Annotated in this window: 17 protein-coding genes and 1 tRNA gene; 5 read left to right on the top strand and 13 right to left on the bottom strand. The window is 71.1% G+C overall.

Translation table 11 applies throughout. From position 1 onward, the window contains the following. Positions 1–137 precede the first annotated feature (137 nt). Entirely contained in the window at positions 138–2,366 is a 2,229-nt protein-coding gene (recG, locus tag ACGFNI_RS28860; RefSeq protein WP_393687605.1) for an ATP-dependent DNA helicase RecG, read from the bottom strand. Positions 2,367–2,529: 163 nt separating this feature from the next. Further along, positions 2,530–4,197, bottom strand: a complete 1,668-nt coding sequence (locus ACGFNI_RS28855) for a DAK2 domain-containing protein (protein WP_393687604.1) — start codon at positions 4,195–4,197, stop codon at positions 2,530–2,532. A 231-nt stretch (positions 4,198–4,428) separates the two neighbouring features. Here ACGFNI_RS28855 and rpmB point away from each other — a divergent pair, with 231 nt between their 5' ends. Continuing rightward, on the top strand, positions 4,429–4,614 hold the full coding sequence (gene rpmB / locus ACGFNI_RS28850) for a 50S ribosomal protein L28 (RefSeq protein ID WP_018087178.1): 186 nt from the start codon (positions 4,429–4,431) through the stop codon (positions 4,612–4,614). Positions 4,615–4,784: 170 nt separating this feature from the next. On the opposite strand, the gene thiD is transcribed toward rpmB, so the two are convergent. Together thiD and ACGFNI_RS28840 are read right to left on the bottom strand one after the other, a co-directional pair. After that, positions 4,785–5,603: a bifunctional hydroxymethylpyrimidine kinase/phosphomethylpyrimidine kinase gene (gene thiD, locus ACGFNI_RS28845; protein WP_393687603.1), complete on the bottom strand. Its 819-nt coding sequence runs from the start codon at positions 5,601–5,603 to the stop codon at positions 4,785–4,787. A 52-nt stretch (positions 5,604–5,655) separates the two neighbouring features. Then, on the bottom strand, positions 5,656–6,624 hold the full coding sequence (locus tag ACGFNI_RS28840; protein WP_393687602.1) for a thiamine-phosphate kinase: 969 nt from the start codon (positions 6,622–6,624) through the stop codon (positions 5,656–5,658). A gap of 160 nt (positions 6,625–6,784) precedes the next feature. On the opposite strand from ACGFNI_RS28840, the gene ACGFNI_RS28835 reads away from it, so the two are divergent. Both ACGFNI_RS28835 and ACGFNI_RS28830 read left to right on the top strand, forming a co-directional pair. Further along, on the top strand, positions 6,785–7,018 hold the full coding sequence (locus tag ACGFNI_RS28835) for an Lrp/AsnC family transcriptional regulator (RefSeq protein ID WP_393687601.1): 234 nt from the start codon (positions 6,785–6,787) through the stop codon (positions 7,016–7,018). Positions 7,019–7,025: 7 nt separating this feature from the next. Further along, a complete protein-coding gene (locus ACGFNI_RS28830) occupies positions 7,026–7,517 on the top strand; it encodes a DUF3515 domain-containing protein (protein ID WP_393687600.1) in 492 nt (163 codons plus the stop codon). A gap of 41 nt (positions 7,518–7,558) precedes the next feature. Here ACGFNI_RS28830 and ACGFNI_RS28825 read toward each other — a convergent pair whose 3' ends face one another. From ACGFNI_RS28825 to ACGFNI_RS28815, 3 genes are all read right to left on the bottom strand, one after another. Further along, the gene (locus ACGFNI_RS28825) at positions 7,559–8,695 is read right to left on the bottom strand and encodes a D-alanine--D-alanine ligase family protein (protein ID WP_393687599.1); all 1,137 of its coding nucleotides are present in this window, start codon (positions 8,693–8,695) and stop codon (positions 7,559–7,561) included. 131 nt (positions 8,696–8,826) lie between these two features. Further along, on the bottom strand, positions 8,827–9,828 hold the full coding sequence (locus ACGFNI_RS28820; protein ID WP_393687598.1) for an NAD(P)H-dependent glycerol-3-phosphate dehydrogenase: 1,002 nt from the start codon (positions 9,826–9,828) through the stop codon (positions 8,827–8,829). Next, positions 9,825–10,667 carry a lysophospholipid acyltransferase family protein gene (locus ACGFNI_RS28815; RefSeq protein ID WP_393687597.1) on the bottom strand — a complete coding sequence of 281 codons (843 nt, stop codon included), beginning with the start codon at positions 10,665–10,667 and terminating at the stop codon, positions 9,825–9,827. The genes ACGFNI_RS28820 and ACGFNI_RS28815 overlap by 4 nt, the downstream gene beginning before the upstream one ends. Before the next feature lie 141 nt (positions 10,668–10,808). Here ACGFNI_RS28815 and cofC point away from each other — a divergent pair, with 141 nt between their 5' ends. Next, positions 10,809–11,513, top strand: coding sequence for a 2-phospho-L-lactate guanylyltransferase (cofC, locus tag ACGFNI_RS28810; RefSeq protein ID WP_393687596.1), 705 nt, complete (start codon positions 10,809–10,811; stop codon positions 11,511–11,513). On the opposite strand, the gene ACGFNI_RS28805 is transcribed toward cofC, so the two are convergent. The 5 genes from ACGFNI_RS28805 to leuC all read right to left on the bottom strand — a co-directional run bounded on the left by ACGFNI_RS28805 (position 11,494) and on the right by leuC (position 15,065). Further along, positions 11,494–11,697 (bottom strand): hypothetical protein, encoded by a 204-nt coding sequence (locus ACGFNI_RS28805; RefSeq protein WP_393687595.1) that lies wholly within the window; start codon positions 11,695–11,697, stop codon positions 11,494–11,496. The two genes, cofC and ACGFNI_RS28805, sit on opposite strands and share 20 nt — an antisense overlap. A 136-nt stretch (positions 11,698–11,833) precedes the next feature. Further along, complete coding sequence (locus ACGFNI_RS28800) at positions 11,834–12,526, bottom strand: HU family DNA-binding protein (protein ID WP_393687594.1); 693 nt, start codon at positions 12,524–12,526, stop codon at positions 11,834–11,836. Positions 12,527–12,651: 125 nt separating this feature from the next. Then, a complete protein-coding gene (locus tag ACGFNI_RS28795) occupies positions 12,652–12,897 on the bottom strand; it encodes a hypothetical protein (protein ID WP_393687593.1) in 246 nt (81 codons plus the stop codon). A 135-nt stretch (positions 12,898–13,032) separates the two neighbouring features. Then, positions 13,033–13,626 (bottom strand): 3-isopropylmalate dehydratase small subunit, encoded by a 594-nt coding sequence (leuD, locus tag ACGFNI_RS28790; RefSeq protein WP_393687592.1) that lies wholly within the window; start codon positions 13,624–13,626, stop codon positions 13,033–13,035. Between the two features lie 5 nt (positions 13,627–13,631). Beyond that, positions 13,632–15,065, bottom strand: a complete 1,434-nt coding sequence (gene leuC, locus ACGFNI_RS28785; protein ID WP_393687591.1) for a 3-isopropylmalate dehydratase large subunit — start codon at positions 15,063–15,065, stop codon at positions 13,632–13,634. A 171-nt stretch (positions 15,066–15,236) separates the two neighbouring features. Between leuC and ndgR the strand changes: the two genes are divergently transcribed. Then, entirely contained in the window at positions 15,237–15,953 is a 717-nt protein-coding gene (gene ndgR, locus ACGFNI_RS28780; protein ID WP_227049296.1) for an IclR family transcriptional regulator NdgR, read from the top strand. 256 nt (positions 15,954–16,209) lie between these two features. Here ndgR and ACGFNI_RS28775 read toward each other — a convergent pair. Beyond that, positions 16,210–16,282: transfer RNA gene (locus tag ACGFNI_RS28775), tRNA-Glu, on the bottom strand. Positions 16,283–16,304 lie beyond the last annotated feature (22 nt).

The raw sequence follows: 16,304 nt of genomic DNA, 5'->3' as shown, positions 1-16,304 counted from the left end.
GGTCGGTGGTGGGGCGGCGGCCGGGGTACGGCTCCGCTCCCCCACGATATTCCCGCCGAGGCCGGCGGGCGCCGCGGCCCTCGCCCGCGGCCCCGCTCCGCCCGGCCGCCGGACACCGCGCCCCGGCCCTTCGCGTCTCAGCCCTTGTCGAGGTACTCCTCCCGCTCGGCGTCCAGCAGCGCGGACAGCGCCGTTCGCAGTTCCGGATGGCCGTCCAGCGCGGGATCGGCGGTGACGACGGCGGTGGCCTCCTCGCGGGCGGCGGCGATGACTTCCTCGTCGTCGATGACCGAGAGCATCCGCAGCGAGGACCGGACGCCGGACTGGGCCTGCCCCAGGACGTCGCCCTCGCGGCGCTGTTCGAGGTCGATGCGGGAGAGTTCGAAGCCGTCGAGGGTGCCGGCGACGGCGGCGAGCCGGGCGCGCGCCGGACTGGCCTCGGGCATCTCGCTCACCAGCAGGCACAGTCCCGGCGCCGTGCCGCGGCCGACCCGGCCGCGCAGCTGGTGCAGCTGGGAGACGCCGAAGCGGTCGGCGTCCATGATCACCATGGCGGTGGCGTTCGGGACGTTGACGCCGACCTCGATGACGGTGGTGGCGACCAGGACGTCCAGCTCGCCGGCGGCGAACCTGCGCATCACGTCGTCCTTGTCGTCGGGCGCCATCCGGCCGTGCAGCGCGGCCACCCGCAGTCCGGCCAGCGGTCCCGCGGTGAGCTGGGCCGCGATGTCGAGCACCGCGAGCGGAGGGCGCTTCTCCTCGCCCTCCGGCGGCGGTTCCTCCTTGCCCGCCGCGCCCTTTTTCCCGCTTCCCTTGGCCGGTTCTTCCTCGTCGCCGATGCGCGGGCACACGACGTAGCCCTGGTGTCCCGCCGCCACCTCTTCGCGGACCCGCTCCCAGGCCCGTGCGAGGAAGTGCGGCTTGTCCTTGGCGGGCACGACGTGGCTGGCGATCGGCGAGCGTCCGGCGGGGAGTTGGTCCAGGACGGAGGTCTCCAGATCGCCGAACACGGTCATGGCGACCGTGCGCGGGATGGGGGTCGCGGTCATCACCAGAAGGTGCGGCATGCGCTTCTCCCCCTGGGATTGGCCCTTGCCGCGCAGGGCGTCCCGCTGTTCGACGCCGAAGCGGTGCTGTTCGTCGACAACCACCAGGCCGAGGTCGTGGAACTGCACCTTGTCCTCGATCAGGGCGTGCGTCCCGATGACGATGCCGGCCTCGCCTGTGACGAGGTCGAGCAGCGCCTGGCGGCGGGCGGCCGTCCCCATGGAGCCGGTGAGCAGCACCACTTTGGTGCCGTGCTCGGCGCCGCCCAACATGCCGCCTTCGGCCAGCTCCCCCATCATCTCGGTGATCGAGCGGTGGTGCTGCTGGGCGAGCACCTCGGTCGGCGCGAGCATCGCGGCCTGCCCGCCGCTGTCGACCACGCCGAGCATCGCGCGCAGCGCCACCATGGTCTTGCCCGAACCCACCTCGCCCTGGAGGAGGCGGTGCATCGGGTGGTCGGTCGCCAGGTCGTCGAAGATCTCCCGGCTGACCTTCTGCTGGCCTTCGGTGAGGGTGAAAGGCAGCTTGGCGTCGAACGCGTCGAGGATGCCGTCCTTGCTCAACGGGCGGGGTACCGCGGGGAGTTGGGTCTCGGCGAGGCGGCGCCTGGCCAGCGCGACCTGGAGGACGAACGCCTCGTCCCACTTCAGCCGGGCGCGCGCGTCCGCGACATCGGCTTTGGTGCCCGGCCGGTGGATCTTGAGCAGTGCCTCGGGGAGCGGCACCAGGGCCCGGCCCTCGCGCAGCGCGTCGGGGAGCGGGTCAACGGCCTCCTGCGCGCTGGGCAGCACCGCGTCGACGGCCTTGGCGAGCTTCCAGGACGCCATCTGCTGGCAGGCGGGGTAGATCGGGATGAGCTGCCCGGCGAAGGCGTCGACGGCCTCACTGTCCGCCTCCTGGTCGAGGAGTGCGTATTCGGGGTGGGCGAGCTGGAGTTTGCGGTTGAAGACCGAGACCTTGCCCGCGAACATCGCGCGGCGGCCGGGCAGCAGTTCCTTGTGCGGTTTGTGGACGCCCTTTCCGAAGAAGACCAGTTGGAGCCGTCCGCTGCCGTCGGTGAGCGTGACTTCGAGACGCTTGCCCCGGCCGCCGTTGAACGTCAGCACGCGGGCGTCGGACACCTGGGCGACGACCGTGACGTGTTCGTCCAGCGGGAGGTCGGCGAGGCGGGTCAGCTCGCCGCGTTCGGCATAGCGGCGGGGGTAGTGATGCAGGAGATCGCCGACGGTGTGCAGGCCGAGGTGCTCGGCGAGCACCTTCGCGGTGGTGCCACCGAGGGCTTTCTTCAGGGATTCTTCGAGCGCGGCCACGGGATCCATTGCACACCATGCCTCTGACAACGGACCACCTCGCCGCCGTACCGCACGCCGCGGAATGCGGGGGAATACCGCTGGTAATACGCGCGGAATGCGCGCGGCACGGAATGCCGGGGTCCGTGTGCGCGGTTCTCGCCGCCGCTGTCCGGCGCCGCCTTTCCGGCCGCTATTCGACGCCGATGAGCAGCGGCGGCGCGTACCGGCCGCCCTCGTAGACGACGGTGTCCACGGCGAGAAAACGCTCGCGTACGTGGCGCTCCAGGTCGTCGGCGAGCCCTTCGGGAGCGTGCGCGCCGAGTACCAGGGTGACCATTTCGCCGCCCGCCGACAGCATCCGGTCGAGCACCGTCAGCGCGGTCCAGGTCAGGTCGCCGCCGATCACCGCGACGTCGCCGTCGATCAGGCCGAGTACGTCGCCCGCCTGGCAGACGCCGGCCATCGTCCATGCCTGCCGCTCGGCGACGGCGAGTTCGGCGTAGCGGGTGGCGCCGGCGGCCGAGGTCATCGCCACGGCGTCCTCGTCGAAGCTGCGGTCCGTCTCGTGCACGGCGAGCGCCGCGATGCCCTGGACCGCGGAGCGGGTGGGGATGAGCGCGACCCGTACGCCCTCGGTGCGGGCCGCTTCCGCGGCGGCGGCAGCGGTGTGCCGCAGTTCGGGGTCGTTGGGCAGCAGCATCACCTCGCGGGCGTGCGCCTGGCGGATGGCCTGCACCAGTTCGCCCGACGCGGGCGGCTCCCCCGGGCGCACGGAGACGGTCCGCGCCCCGGCCTCCTCGCACAGCACGGCGAGCCCCTCCCCCGACACCACGACGACCACCGCGCGGGCCGCCATCGCGGGCGCGGCCTCCCGGACGCCCCCGGCGCCGTCGAAGTGGGTGATGCGGATCCGGTACGGGCGGCCCGCCTCGATGCCGGCCTCGACGGCGGCGCCCGCGTCGTCGACGTGCACGTGGACGTGCCACAGGCCGTCCCCGCCGACCACCACCAGGGAGTCACCGAGACCGTCGAGCCTGGCGCGCAGCCTGGTCACCTCGGCGTCGCCCGCCTCCAGGAGGTAGATCACTTCGAAGGCGGGCCCCGGTGCGTGCGCGTGCTCGGTGGCGGGGCAGCCATCGGCCGCCGTGGCGGCGCCCGCCGCCTCGGGGAGCGGCGCGTCGGCCCGTACGGTCACCGGCGCCGCTGTCACCTCTCCGGACAGGGCGTCGGCGAGCGCGCCCAGGAGCGCGACCAGGCCGCAGCCGCCCGCGTCCACGACACCGGCCCTGCCCAGCACGGCGAGCTGCCCGGGGGTGGCCCGCAGCGCGGTGCGGGCGCCGTCGTGGGCGGCCCGCGCCACCGTAGCGGTGTCAGGTGCGGTGCCCGCGTCCCGCTCGGCGGCGTCGGCGGCGGCGGTCGCGACGGTCAGCACGGTGCCCTCGACGGGGTGGGCGACGGCTTCGTAGGTGGCGGCGGCGGCCCGGCGCAGCGCCCGGCTCAGGGTGGCGGGCGGGCAGCCGTGGCCGGGCTCGTCGGCGGCCAGCACCTCCGTCATGCCGCGCAGCAGCTGCGCGAGGATCGTGCCGGAGTTGCCGCGGGCCCCTATCAGGGCGCCGTGCGCCATGGCGCCGATGGCGTCGGCGAGGCAGGGGGTGGTGTCCGCCGATGCGTGTCCTTCGAAGGCGGCCTCCACGGCGCGGGCCGCGGATTCGACGGTCAGGTAGAGGTTGGTGCCGGTGTCGCCGTCCGCCACGGGATACACGTTGATCGCGTCGATCCGTGCGCGCTCCCGGCCGAGCGCCTCCAGGGCCAGCCCGCACCAGGCGCGGACCGCGGCGGCGTCGAGCGGGTGCGGCACGGTGTCCTCCTGGGGCTTGGGGTGTCCCGCACAGTAGCCGCGGTCACACCGGGAGGCCGGGGCGGGGGCCGGGGGGACCGTGGTAGTTTCGTTCTACGGGAGCGGCCGTTGTATGCTGCTCCGGTTGCCCGATGAGAATCGGGCCATTCCTCTCCTGGCGGCGCCGGTCGGTCAATGCACTCGGCTCGTCGGGATTTACCGTAAGTGCATCTGAAGTCTTTGGAGTGACCCGTGGCTGCCAACTGCGACGTCTGTGGCAAGGGGCCGGGCTTCGGCAAGAGTGTCTCGCACTCGCATCGCCGTACCAACCGTCGTTGGAACCCCAACATCCAGACGGTGCGTGCAGTGATCGGGCGCACGCCGAAGCGGCTGAACGCCTGCACCTCGTGCATCAAGGCCGGCAAGGTCTCGCGCTGACGTCTTAGCCGTAGCGCAGCCAAGCCGGTTGCTTGACGGAAGCCGGTCCACCGAAAGGTGGGCCGGCTTCCGTCTTTTCCGCGTTCCCTGGGGTGCGGAAAAGGGGCGGCTGCTGCCGGTGAGGTGAACGGCGTCGCCGCCCCGGGAGTCCGCCCTTTGCCGCCGCGTCCTCAGCCGTCGCCGCGCAGCCGCCAGCCGTGGTCCACGGGCCCGATGCCGGCGCCGAGCCGGAAGCCGGCCGCGAGGGCGCCGGTGACGTAGTCCTTGGCGGCGGCGACCGCCTGCGGGACGGTGTCGCCGTGGGCGAGGCGGGCGGCGACGGCGCTGGCGAGGGTGCAGCCGGTGCCGTGCGTGTGCCGGTTGTCGTACCGCGGGGCGCGCAGCCAGTGTTCCTCGCTGCCGTCGGTGAGCAGGTCGACGGCGCTGTTGCCCGCGTGGTCCGGGCCCGTCGGCAGGTGGCCGCCCTTGATGAGTGCCCAGCGCGGCCCGAAGGCGAGGATCGCGTCGGCCGCCCGCCGCATGCCGTCTTCCTCCCGGACGCGGATGCCGGTGAGCTGGGCCACCTCGTCGAGGTTGGGGGTGGCGACGGTCGCGGTCGGCAGCAGCTTGGTGCGGACCGCGTCCAGGGCGGTGGCGGCGAGCAGCGCGTCGCCGTGCTTGGAGACGCCGACCGGGTCGACGACGACGGGCACGTCGAGTTCCGCGAGCAGCCCGGCGACGGTCCCCACCAGTTCGGGCGAGGAGAGCATCCCGGTCTTCACTGCCTGCGTCCCGATGTCGTCGACGACGCTGCGGAACTGGGCCCGTACGGCCTCGGCCGGCAGGTCCCACGCGCCCTGCACACCGAGCGAGTTCTGCGCGGTGACGGCGGTGAGCACGCTCATGCCGTGCGTGCCCAGCGCGAGCATCGTCTTCAGGTCGGCCTGGATGCCCGCGCCGCCCCCGGAGTCGGAGCCGGCGATGGTCAACGCGCGTGGTGGGGTCTGCATGCCGCCGAATCTACAAGCCCGTCGTGCGCCGGACGGGCCCGGCCCCTGCGGCCTATTCGGCGTCGCCGTTGTCCCCGAAGTGGTCCCAGCCGGCCTTCGCCCAGGGAGCGCCGTCCACCGTCACCTGCGGCAGCGCGGACGGATGGAGCACCTCGCCGATGACCTTCCACCGGGCGGGCAGCTTCACGTCGGCGGGGAAGGTCGCGACGATCGCGTGGTCCTCGCCGCCGTTGAGCACCCACTGCATGGGGTCGACGCCGACGGCCGTGCCGATGTCGGACATCTGCGTGGGGATGTCGATCTTCGCGGAGCGCAGGTCGATGCGGACCTTGCTGGCCTCGGCGATGTGCCCGAGGTCGGCGACGAGACCGTCGCTGACATCGGTCATGGCGGTGGCGCCGAGCCCGGCCGCCGCGGGGCCCGCGTGGTACGGCGGCTCCGGGCGGCGGTGCGCCTCGACGAAGGCGCGCGGGGAGCGGAAGCCGCGGGAGAGCACCGCGAATCCGGCGGCGGACCAGCCGAGCCAGCCGGTCACCGCGACCACGTCGCCGGGCTGGGCGCCCGCCCGGGTCACCGGTTCGGCGTTGCGCAGATCCCCGAGCGCGGTGACCGAGACCGTGATGGTGTCACCGCGTACGACATCGCCGCCGACCACCGCCGCACCCGCGACCTGGCACTCGTCGCGCAGCCCGTCCATCAGCTCGGTGACCCAGGTGGCGGGGAGTTCGGCGGGGACGACCAGGCCCAGCAGGATCGCGGTGGGCACCGCGCCCATGGCCGCGATGTCGGCGAGGTTCTGGGCGGCGGCCTTGCGGCCGACGTCGTATGCGGTGGACCAGTCGCGGCGGAAGTGCCGGCCCTCCAGCAGGATGTCGGTGCTGGCCACGACCCTGCGGTCGGGTGCGGTGACCACGGCGGCGTCGTCGCCAGGACCGATCCGTACCGCCGGGGTGGAGGTGAGCCGGGAGGTCAGCTCCCTGATCAGCCCGAATTCCCCCAGCTCGCCCACGGTGCCCTTCATGCTGTTGCCCTTCTCATGCGTACGGACGGTCCGTACTCCGCTGACGACTGCGCCGCACCTGCCGCGTTCACCGCGCGGGTCTCCCCGCTCCGCCCGGTGACGCGGTACCGTGGCGTCTCTTCTCTTCCCACATGATCCTCGAAGCCGCCCTGGAGGTGCCGTGGTACAGGCGTACATCCTGATCCAGACCGAGGTCGGCAGAGCTTCGGCGGTTGCCGAGGTGATCGCGAAGATCCCTGGAGTGATCCAGGCCGAGGACGTGACCGGCCCCTACGACGTCATCGTGCGCGCACAGGCCGACACCGTCGATGAGCTGGGCCGCATGGTGGTGGCCAACGTGCAGCGGGTGGACGGCATCACGCGCACCCTGACCTGCCCGGTCGTCCATATCTAGCTCCCGTATGCTCGGCCGGGTGATCTCTTCGCGCCGCTGGTCCCTGGTTCTTCCCTCGCTCACCGTGCTGTGCTGCGCGGTGGGCTGTTCCACTGCGGCCGAGGTCACACCTCCCACGCCCGAAGGCGCGTCCGTCCGGCACTGCCGGGCCCTCCACAAGGAGTTGCCGCAGACCGTCGACGGGCTGACGCGGACGAGCACGGAGCCCGCATCGGACTTCACTGCCGCATGGGGCGATCCTGCCGTGCAACTGCGCTGTGGGGTGCCGAAGCCCGGCACCTTGATGCCCGGGAGTGAACATTACAACCCCGACTCCACTGCCGCGGAAGTCAACGGCGTCAAATGGTTTTTCGAGAAGCAGGACGACGGGTACCGCTTCACGACGGTGCTGCGGAAGACGTACGTCGAGGTGGACGTCCCCGGGAAGTACGCACCTGAGGTCAATACGCTCACCGATCTCGCCGCCGCGGTGAAGAAGACCGTCCCCGAAGGGGTCTGAGCCGGGCCCCTCCGTCGGGGCCCGGCGCCGTACCTGCGGTGTCAGCGCAGGCCGGTGGAGCGGCGCAGCGCCGCCTGGATCAGCCGGTCGATCAGCTCGGCGTAGTCCACTCCGCTCTTCTGCCACATGAGCGGGTACATCGAGATGGGCGTGAAGCCGGGCAGCGTGTTGATCTCGTTGATCACGAACTCGCCGTTGTCCTGAAGGAAGAAGTCCGCACGGACCAGCCCCTCGCAGGACGCCGCCTCGAAAGCCGCGACGGCCAGTTCCTGGACCTCGGCGGTCTCTTCGGCGGTCAGCGGGGCCGGCACCAGGCCGGCGGCCGAGTCGATGTACTTCGCCTCGAAGTCGTAGAAGTCGTGCGCGGTGACCGGCGGGATCTCGGCCGGCACGCTGGCCCGCGGCCCGTCGTCGAACTCCAGGACCCCGCACTCGATCTCGCGGCCACACAGCAGCGATTCGACCACGATCTTGGGGTCGTGGCGGCGTGCCTCCTCGACCGCATCGTCCAGTCCTGCGAGGTCGTCGACCTTGGTGATGCCCATCGACGAGCCGGCGCGGGCGGGCTTCACGAACAGCGGCCAGCCGTGCTCGGCGGCGAAGTCCACGATCTTCTTGCGGGCCGCCGCGGGATCCAGCTCCCACTCGCGCGGGCGGATGACCTCGTACGGGCCGACCGGCAGCCCGAAGGAGGTGAACACCCGCTTCATGTAGTCCTTGTCCTGGCCGACGGCAGAGGCGAGCACGCCCGAGCCGACGTAGGGGATGCCGGACAGTTCCAGCAGTCCCTGGAGAGTGCCGTCCTCGCCGTACGGGCCGTGCAGGACGGGGAAGACGACGTCGACCTCGCCGAGCGCCTTGGGGACCGAGCCCGGTTCGCTGTAGACGATTTCGCGGTTGGTCGGGTCGACCGGCAGCACGACGCCGCCGTCGGTGGACTCGGCGAGTTCGGCGACGCTCGGCAGCTTCCGGTCCGCGATGGCCATCCGCTCGGGATCGTCGGCGGTCAGCGCCCAACGGCCGTCGACGGTGATGCCGATGGGCAGCACGTCGTACTTCTCACGGTCGATGGCGCGCAGGACGGCTCCCGCGGTGACCACGGAGATCGCGTGCTCGGAGCTGCGGCCACCGAACACGACGGCGACACGGGGCTTGTGGGGAGGTGTCTGGCTGCTCATATCGGGTTGAGGGTACCTGCTGTCGGACACGGAGTCGGTGCGGCTGCGGCCGTTGGCGGCGCTGTGTCCGCACGCGGCCCGGGACGCGGTGTCCGAGCCGCCCGCCGGGGCCCGGCGGGCGGGAGGTGCCGTCAGTGCCGCTCGGGCTTGGCGCTGCGCGACATCAGGTCCTTGAGGGCGACCAGCGGCGGCTTGCCCGCGTGCACGATGTCGACGACCGTGTCGGTGAGCGGCATCTCGACGCCGTGCCTGCGGGCCAGATCCTGCACGGATTCACAGGACTTGACGCCCTCGGCGGTCTGCTTGGTGACCGCGATGGTCTCCGCCAGCGACATGCCGCGGCCGAGGTTGCGGCCGAAGGTGTTGTTGCGCGACAGCGGCGATGAGCAGGTGGCGACGAGGTCGCCCATGCCGGCGAGGCCGGCGAAGGTGTGCTCGTCGGCTCCCATGGCGAGGCCGAGCCGGGTGGTCTCCGCGAGACCGCGGGTGATCAGCGACGCCTTGGCGTTGTCGCCGAGCCCCATGCCTGCCGCGATGCCGACGGCCAGCGCGATGACGTTCTTGACCGCGCCGCCCAGTTCACAGCCGATCACGTCGGTGTTGGTGTACGGGCGGAAGTACGGGGTGTGGCAGGCGGTCTGGAGCCGGCGGGCGACCGCTTCGTCGGCGCAGGCGACGACGGCGGCGGCGGGCTGCCGGGCGGCGATCTCCTTGGCGAGGTTGGGTCCGGTGAGCACCGCGACGCGCTCCGCCGGGGCCTTGGCGACCTCCTCGATGACCTCGCTCATCCGCTTGGCCGTGCCCAGTTCGACGCCCTTCATCAGGGAGACCAGGACCGTGTCGGCGGGCAGCAGCGGCGCCCAGTCGGCGAGGTTGGCGCGCAGCGTCTGGGAGGGAACGGCGAGGACGGTGAAGTCCGCGCCGTCGGCCGCCTCCGCCGGGTCGGTGGTGGCCCGTACCGATGCGGGCAGCTCGACCCCCGGCAGGTAGTCGGGGTTCGTCCGGCCGTTGTTGACGGCGTCGACGAGGCCCTGGCGGCGTCCCCACAGGGTCACCTCGCAGCCCGCGTCGGCGAGCACCATCGCGAATGCGGTGCCCCAGGACCCCGTGCCGTAGACGGCGCAGCGCGTCACTTGCCTTCATCCTCCTGTGCCTGCTGGGTGCTTCGGGCCTGCTGCGGTGCGGCGGCCGGGCCCGCGACGGCCGGCGTCGCGGCCTTCGCGGCCTTCGCCGCCTCGCGGGCGGCGCGGCGCTCGCGGGCGATGGTCTTGCGGTGGTCGTACGGCTCGGCGGGGGCGTCCTCGCCGCGAACCTCCGCCAGTTGCACGGTGATCGCGGCCATGATGACGTCGGTGACCTCGCGCAGCACCTCGGCCGTGGGCTCCTTGCCGTAGTACGCGCTGAGGTCGACCGGCGGCCCCGCCTGCACCCGCAGCGTCTTGCGCGGCAGGAGGCGGAGCTTCTTTTCCTTGGCGTACGGCGGCATCACGTCGTTGGCGCCCCACTGTGCGACCGGAATCACCGGCGCCTTGGTGAGCAACGCCACTCGCGCGGCACCGGTCTTGCCCTGCATCGGCCACATCGCGGGGTCGCGGGTCAGGGTGCCCTCGGGATAGAAGGCGACGCATTCGCCCTTCTCGATGGCGGCGACCGCGGCGCGGAAGGCCGTGGCGGCGTCGGTGGTTTCGCGGTAGACGGGGATCTGTCCGGTGCCGCGCATCATCAGGCCGACAAAGCCGCTCCGAAAGAGCCCGGCCTTGGCCAGGAATCGGGGAACCCGGCCGGTGTTGTACTGATAGTGCGCATACGACAGCGGATCGAGATACGAGTTGTGGTTGACCGCGGTGATAAATCCGCCGTCGGCCGGAATGTTCTCCATTCCGTGCCAGTCCCGCTTGAACAGAACCAAGAGCGGCGGTTTGCAGATGACCGCGGCCAAGCGGTACCAGAAGCCGATTCTGCGGCGGGACACTGGGACACCCTCCTTGTGGGGACCTGCTGAGCTGCTGCGAGCCGGCAGCCGCACAAGTGTCGCCCCAGGTACCCGCTATGTCGAGAACACCGTAACCCCGCGGCTCCCGGAGAGCTGCGGCAGCAGGGGAAAATGAAGCCGATGCGAAGAGACGGAGCGGATGTGGTCTGGAGCCTGGTCGTACCGCTGAAACCGCTGGTGCGGGCCAAGAGCAGGCTTTCCCGGGCCGCCGGTGAGGAGTTCCGGCCGCGGTTGGCGCTCGCTTTCGCACTGGACACCGTGACCGCCGCGCTGGCCTGCGCCGACGTCGCGGATGTGGCGGTTGTCACGGACGATCCGCTGGCCGGTGAGCGGCTCGCGGCGCTCGGGGCGCGCATCGTGCCTGACACACCGGCCCGCGGGCTCAACGCCGCACTCGCCCACGGCGCGAGTGCGATACGGGCCCGCCGCCCTGACGCCGCGGTCGCCGCCCTGAACGCGGATCTCCCCGCGCTGCGGACCGCGGAACTGGCACGGGTACTCCATTGCGCCGCGCTATTTCCCCGCGCATTTCTCGCCGATGCCGCGGATATCGGCACCACACTTCTCACCGCGAGTTCCGGCGTGGAATTGGCACCGGCATTCGGTGGCTGCTCACGGGCACGTCACCTCGCGTCGGGTGCGCGCGAGATCACCGCGGCGGACACCGCTTCGGTCCGCAGGGACGTGGACACCGGCGAGGACCTGCGGGCGGCGCTGGCGCTCGGCGTGGGGGCGCACACCGCGCTGCTGGCCGGTGCGGCGGACGGCGCCGGGGATGCGGGCCGGAGCGGGCTGTGCGTCCGTCTCAGAGCGTCTGAAGGGTGACGAGCGTGATCCGGCGGGCCTCGCCCTCGCCGGTGACCTCGATCCGTACCCGCTGCCCCGGCCGCAGCAGGCGCAGTCCGCCCGCGTCGAAGGCGGCGGCGTCGAAGGGCACCGGGGTGCCGTCGTCCAGCAGGACGCTGCCGGAGCGGGAGTCGGAGTCGTAGGTGTACGCGGTGGCCTGCATGGGACAGAGCCTAAGGCAGCGCGTCCGGGGCGGACCGGCCGCCCGTGCAGTCCGCGGCGAACCGCCCCTGAACGCGCCGCGGGCCGGGCTCCCCGAAGGGAGACCGGCCCGACGCGTGGCGTCGCCGCTGCTGGAATTACCGCTTGCGGGCGGTGGTCTTCTTGGCGGTGGTCTTGCGCGCCGTGGCCTTCTTGGCCGGTGCCTTCTTCGCCGTCGCCTTCTTGGCGGGGGCGGTCTTCTTGGCGGTGGTCTTCTTGGCGGTGGCCGTGGCCTTCTTCGCCGGTGCCGCCTTCTTGGCGGTGGTCTTCTTCGCCGCGGCCTTCTTGGCGGTCGCGGTGGCGGTCGCCTTCTTCGCCGGTGCCGCCTTCTTGGCGGTGGTGGTCTTCTTCGCCGTCGCCTTCTTGGCGGTGGCCGTGGTCTTCTTCGCCGCGGCCTTCTTGGCGGTGGTGGCCTTCTTCGCGGCGGCCTTCTTGACCGTCGTACGGGTGGAAGTACCGCCCGAAAGGCTGCCCTTGGGGGCCTTCTTGACGGCCACATCGTTCTTCGGGAGCTTCTTCGAGCCGCTCACCAGGTCCTTGAACCCCTGGCCCGCGCGGAATCGCGGCACAGAGGTCTTCTTGACCCGCACCCGCTCACCCGTCTGCGGGTTACGGGCGTAGCGGGCCGGGCGGTCGACCTTTTCGAACGACCCGAATCCGGTGACCGAAACGCGGTCGCCGGAGACAACTGCACGGACGACTGCGTCCAGTACGGCGTCCACCGCGTCCGCGGCGTTCTGACGGCCGCCGAGCTTGTCGGCAATGGCTTCTACGAGCTGCGCCTTGTTCACGTCTTCCCCTTCGGAGACATTGCTGGAACGAAAGATTCCAAGCTTTTTCGCACGTTAGGCAGATATATACCGCAAATCAAACACGAAACGGGCTAATCACCCTTGTGCCGCAACGAACTCGAACCTCACGTACTTCCGTCGGTGTGCACGTCTTCGGGATAACGACCTTCATCGAGGTCGGCCATGAACCACTCCAGACGCCTTGCCGCGTCCGCAAGATCGTGTTTTGCCGCGGACGTGATGACGAGCAGCTTCCGGGTCAGCGCCATCCGTACGCCCTCCGGGACTTGCAGTGTCCGCACTCTTGCGTGTGCGTCCTTGAGCCGGTCGGCGACGTGGCCGTAGAGCTCGAGTTGGCCGTCGCGTTCCATGCGCTAATTGTGCCATCTGCGGCGAGTTGTCGCTTCACGGGGCCTCAACAGCTGCCTCGACAAGCCGATGCGCCCCCTGCCAACTTCACAGGGGGCGCATCGTACGCAATATGTCTTTGAGCCAAAAGCCCGAGGTCAGACCTCCACTGTACGCGGTTTGAACGACGGCCTGTTCGCCTCGTACTCCACGATGGAGGACTCCTCCCGAAGAGTGAGGCTGATGTCGTCCAGCCCTTCCAGCAGCCGCCAGCGGGCGTTCTCGTCCAACTCGAAGTCCGCGCTGATGCCCTCGGCCCGTACCTGCCGGCCCACCAGGTCGACCGTCACCTCAGCGGTGGGGTCGGTCTCGGCGAGCTTCTGCAGCCGGTCGACGGTCTCCTGCGGCAGGACCACCGTCAGCAGCCCGTTCTTGAGGGAGTTGCCACGGAAGATGTCCGCGAACCGCGAGGAGATGACGGCCTTGAAGCCGTAGTTCTGCAGCGCCCAGACGGCGTGTTCACGCGAGGAGCCGGTACCGAAGTCGGGGCCGGCCACCAGGACCGTGGCGCCCTTGTGCGCCTCCTGGTTGAGGACGAAGGCGGGGTCCTTGCGCCACGCTTCGAACAATCCGTCCTCGAATCCGTCGCGGGTGACCTTCTTCAGCCAGTGCGCCGGGATGATCTGGTCGGTGTCGACGTTGCTGCGGCGCAGCGGGACGGCCCGGCCGGTGTGGGTGGTGAAAGCTTCCATGGTTCTCAGACTCCCGCGGGCGTACGAACGTCGGCGTCGGACAGGTCGGCCGGTGAGGCCAGATGGCCGAGAACCGCTGTTGCGGCGGCAACCTCGGGCGAGACCAGGTGCGTACGGCCTCCCTTGCCCTGCCGGCCCTCGAAGTTGCGGTTGGAGGTGGAAGCGGAGCGCTCGCCCGGCGCCAGCTGGTCGGGGTTCATGCCCAGACACATCGAGCAGCCCGCGTGCCGCCACTCGGCGCCGGCCGCGGTGAAGACCTTGTCCAGGCCCTCGGCCACGGCTTCCAGCGACACCCGGACCGAGCCGGGAACGACCAGCATCCGTACGCCGTCGGCGACCTTGCGCCCCTCCAGGATCGAGGCGGCGGAGCGCAGGTCCTCGATGCGGCCGTTGGTGCACGAACCTACGAAGACGGTGTCGACGGCGATCTCGCGCAGCGGCTGACCCGCCGTCAACCCCATGTATTCCAGGGCCTTTTCGGCGGCGAAGCGCTCCGAGACGTCCTCGTACGAAGCGGGGTCGGGGACACTGGCGGAAAGCGGTGCGCCCTGACCGGGGTTGGTACCCCAGGTGACGAACGGCGCCAGCTCGGACGCGTCGATGACGACCTCGGCGTCGAAGACCGCGTCGTCGTCGGTGCGCAGCGTCTTCCAGTACGCGACGGCCGCGTCCCAGTCCGCGCCATCGGCCGGGGCGTGGTCGCGTCCGCGCAGGTAGTCGAAGGTGGTCGCGTCGGGGGCGATCATGCCCGCCCGCGCACCGGCCTCGATCGACATGTTGCAGATGGTCATCCGGGCTTCCATCGACAGCTTCTCGATGGCGGAGCCGCGGTACTCCAGGACGTAGCCCTGGCCGCCGCCGGTGCCGATCCTGGCGATGATCGCCAGGATCAGGTCCTTGGCGGTCACGCCGTCGGGCAGCTCGCCATCGACGGTGATCGCCATCGTCCTGAACGGGGCCAGCGGCAGCGTCTGGGTGGCCAGGACGTGCTCGACCTGGCTGGTGCCGATGCCGAACGCCAGGGCGCCGAAGGCTCCGTGGGTGGAGGTGTGACTGTCACCGCAGACCACGGTGGTGCCGGGCTGGGTCAGTCCCAACTGCGGTCCCACGACGTGGACAACGCCCTGCTCGACGTCGCCCAGCGGGTGCAGCCTGACGCCGAACTCCGCGCAGTTCTTGCGCAGCGTCTCCAGCTGGGTGCGCGAGACCGGGTCGGCGATCGGCTTGTCGATGTCGAGGGTCGGGGTGTTGTGGTCCTCGGTGGCGATGGTCAGGTCCGTGCGGCGCACCTGGCGCCCGGCCTTGCGCAGGCCGTCGAACGCCTGCGGGCTGGTGACCTCGTGCAGCAGGTGCAGATCGATGAAGAGGAGGTCGGGCTCGCCTTCCGCGCGCCGGACGACGTGGTCGTCCCAGACCTTCTCCGCGAGTGTCCGTCCCATCGCTTTCCCTCCGGCCGGCCGCATTGCCGGCCCAACTCGAACTGGTGCGAGACCCCGCACCCCCGTGCCGGGCCGCTCGCCGGACCCTGGTCGAGGGCCGCGTCTACAGATTGACGACTTCGCGGGAAAATTGAACTTGCGTTTCACACTGTGAGACGCGAGTATCGTTGCATGGACAACTCTAGCGGCGTCGGCGTTCTCGACAAGGCGGCTCTCGTATTGAGCGCTCTGGAGTCCGGTCCGGCCACCCTCGCCGGGCTGGTCGCGGCGACAGGGCTTGCACGACCCACGGCACACCGGCTCGCCGTGGCTCTGGAGCACCACCGGATGGTGGCGCGGGACATGCAGGGCCGGTTCATTCTCGGCCCCCGGCTGTCCGAACTGGCCGCAGCGGCCGGCGAGGACCGCCTCCTGGCGACGGCCGGACCGGTACTCACGCACCTGCGCGATGTGACGGGCGAGAGCGCCCAGCTCTACCGGCGGCAGGGCGAGATGCGGATCTGTGTGGCGGCGGCGGAACGGCTGTCCGGACTGCGGGACACCGTCCCGGTCGGCTCCACGCTCCCCATGAAGGCCGGTTCCGCGGCCCAGATCCTGATGGCCTGGGAGGAGCCGGAGCGGCTGCACCGCGGCCTCCAGGGGGCCCGCTTCACCGCCACCGCGCTCTCCGGCGTACGGCGCCGTGGCTGGGCCCAGTCGATCGGCGAGCGGGAACCGGGGGTGGCGTCCGTCTCCGCGCCCGTACGGGGCCCCTCGAACCGCGTGGTGGCCTCCGTGTCCGTCTCCGGCCCGATCGAGCGGCTGACCCGCCACCCGGGCCGGATGCACGCCCAGGCGGTCATCGACGCCGCCGCCCGCCTCTCCGAGGGCCTGCGCCGCACCGGCTGAGTCCCCGCACACCTCACCACCGGGCCGTGGCCCGCGGACCCGCAGTGGAGGGCGGATCCGCGGGCCGCGGCCCGTTGACACTCCCCCACCCCGGATCCCGCCGTATCCGCGCCCTGATGCGCAACGGGACGCGCGGCGGCGCAGGCGGCCCTCGTGGCCGAACTCACGCCGTACGCACGGGAGATGGGGATGGTGGTCACACATTTTCCGGACACGACAAAGGCCCTTGCCGAAGCAAGGGCCTTTCTCTTTTCTGTACCCCCGACCGGATTCGAACCGGCGCTACCGCCTTGAGAGGGCGGCGTGCTAGGCCGCTACACAACGGGGGCCTGTTTTCTTGCAGTTGAGCTG

The organism is Streptomyces sp. NPDC048644 (assembly GCF_043199105.1).
Taxonomy (GTDB): domain Bacteria; phylum Actinomycetota; class Actinomycetes; order Streptomycetales; family Streptomycetaceae; genus Streptomyces.
Note: the sequence above shows the minus strand (reverse complement) of the source record. Positions and strands in the feature narration are given on the sequence as shown.

What these genes read in the sequence shown, in the direction of transcription:
- ACGFNI_RS28830 (WP_393687600.1), top strand. Translation starts at nt 7,026, where the DNA reads ATGCTCGGCCGGGTGATCTCTTCGCGCCGCTGGTCCCTGGTTCTTCCC.
- leuD (WP_393687592.1), bottom strand. Translation starts at nt 13,626, where the DNA reads ATGGAAGCTTTCACCACCCACACCGGCCGGGCCGTCCCGCTGCGCCGC.
- ndgR (WP_227049296.1), top strand. Translation starts at nt 15,237, where the DNA reads ATGGACAACTCTAGCGGCGTCGGCGTTCTCGACAAGGCGGCTCTCGTA.
- recG (WP_393687605.1), bottom strand. Translation starts at nt 2,366, where the DNA reads ATGGATCCCGTGGCCGCGCTCGAAGAATCCCTGAAGAAAGCCCTCGGT.
- ACGFNI_RS28840 (WP_393687602.1), bottom strand. Translation starts at nt 6,624, where the DNA reads ATGAAGGGCACCGTGGGCGAGCTGGGGGAATTCGGGCTGATCAGGGAG.
- ACGFNI_RS28805 (WP_393687595.1), bottom strand. Translation starts at nt 11,697, where the DNA reads ATGCAGGCCACCGCGTACACCTACGACTCCGACTCCCGCTCCGGCAGC.
- cofC (WP_393687596.1), top strand. Translation starts at nt 10,809, where the DNA reads ATGCGAAGAGACGGAGCGGATGTGGTCTGGAGCCTGGTCGTACCGCTG.
- thiD (WP_393687603.1), bottom strand. Translation starts at nt 5,603, where the DNA reads ATGCAGACCCCACCACGCGCGTTGACCATCGCCGGCTCCGACTCCGGG.
- ACGFNI_RS28825 (WP_393687599.1), bottom strand. Translation starts at nt 8,695, where the DNA reads ATGAGCAGCCAGACACCTCCCCACAAGCCCCGTGTCGCCGTCGTGTTC.
- ACGFNI_RS28795 (WP_393687593.1), bottom strand. Translation starts at nt 12,897, where the DNA reads ATGGAACGCGACGGCCAACTCGAGCTCTACGGCCACGTCGCCGACCGG.
- leuC (WP_393687591.1), bottom strand. Translation starts at nt 15,065, where the DNA reads ATGGGACGGACACTCGCGGAGAAGGTCTGGGACGACCACGTCGTCCGG.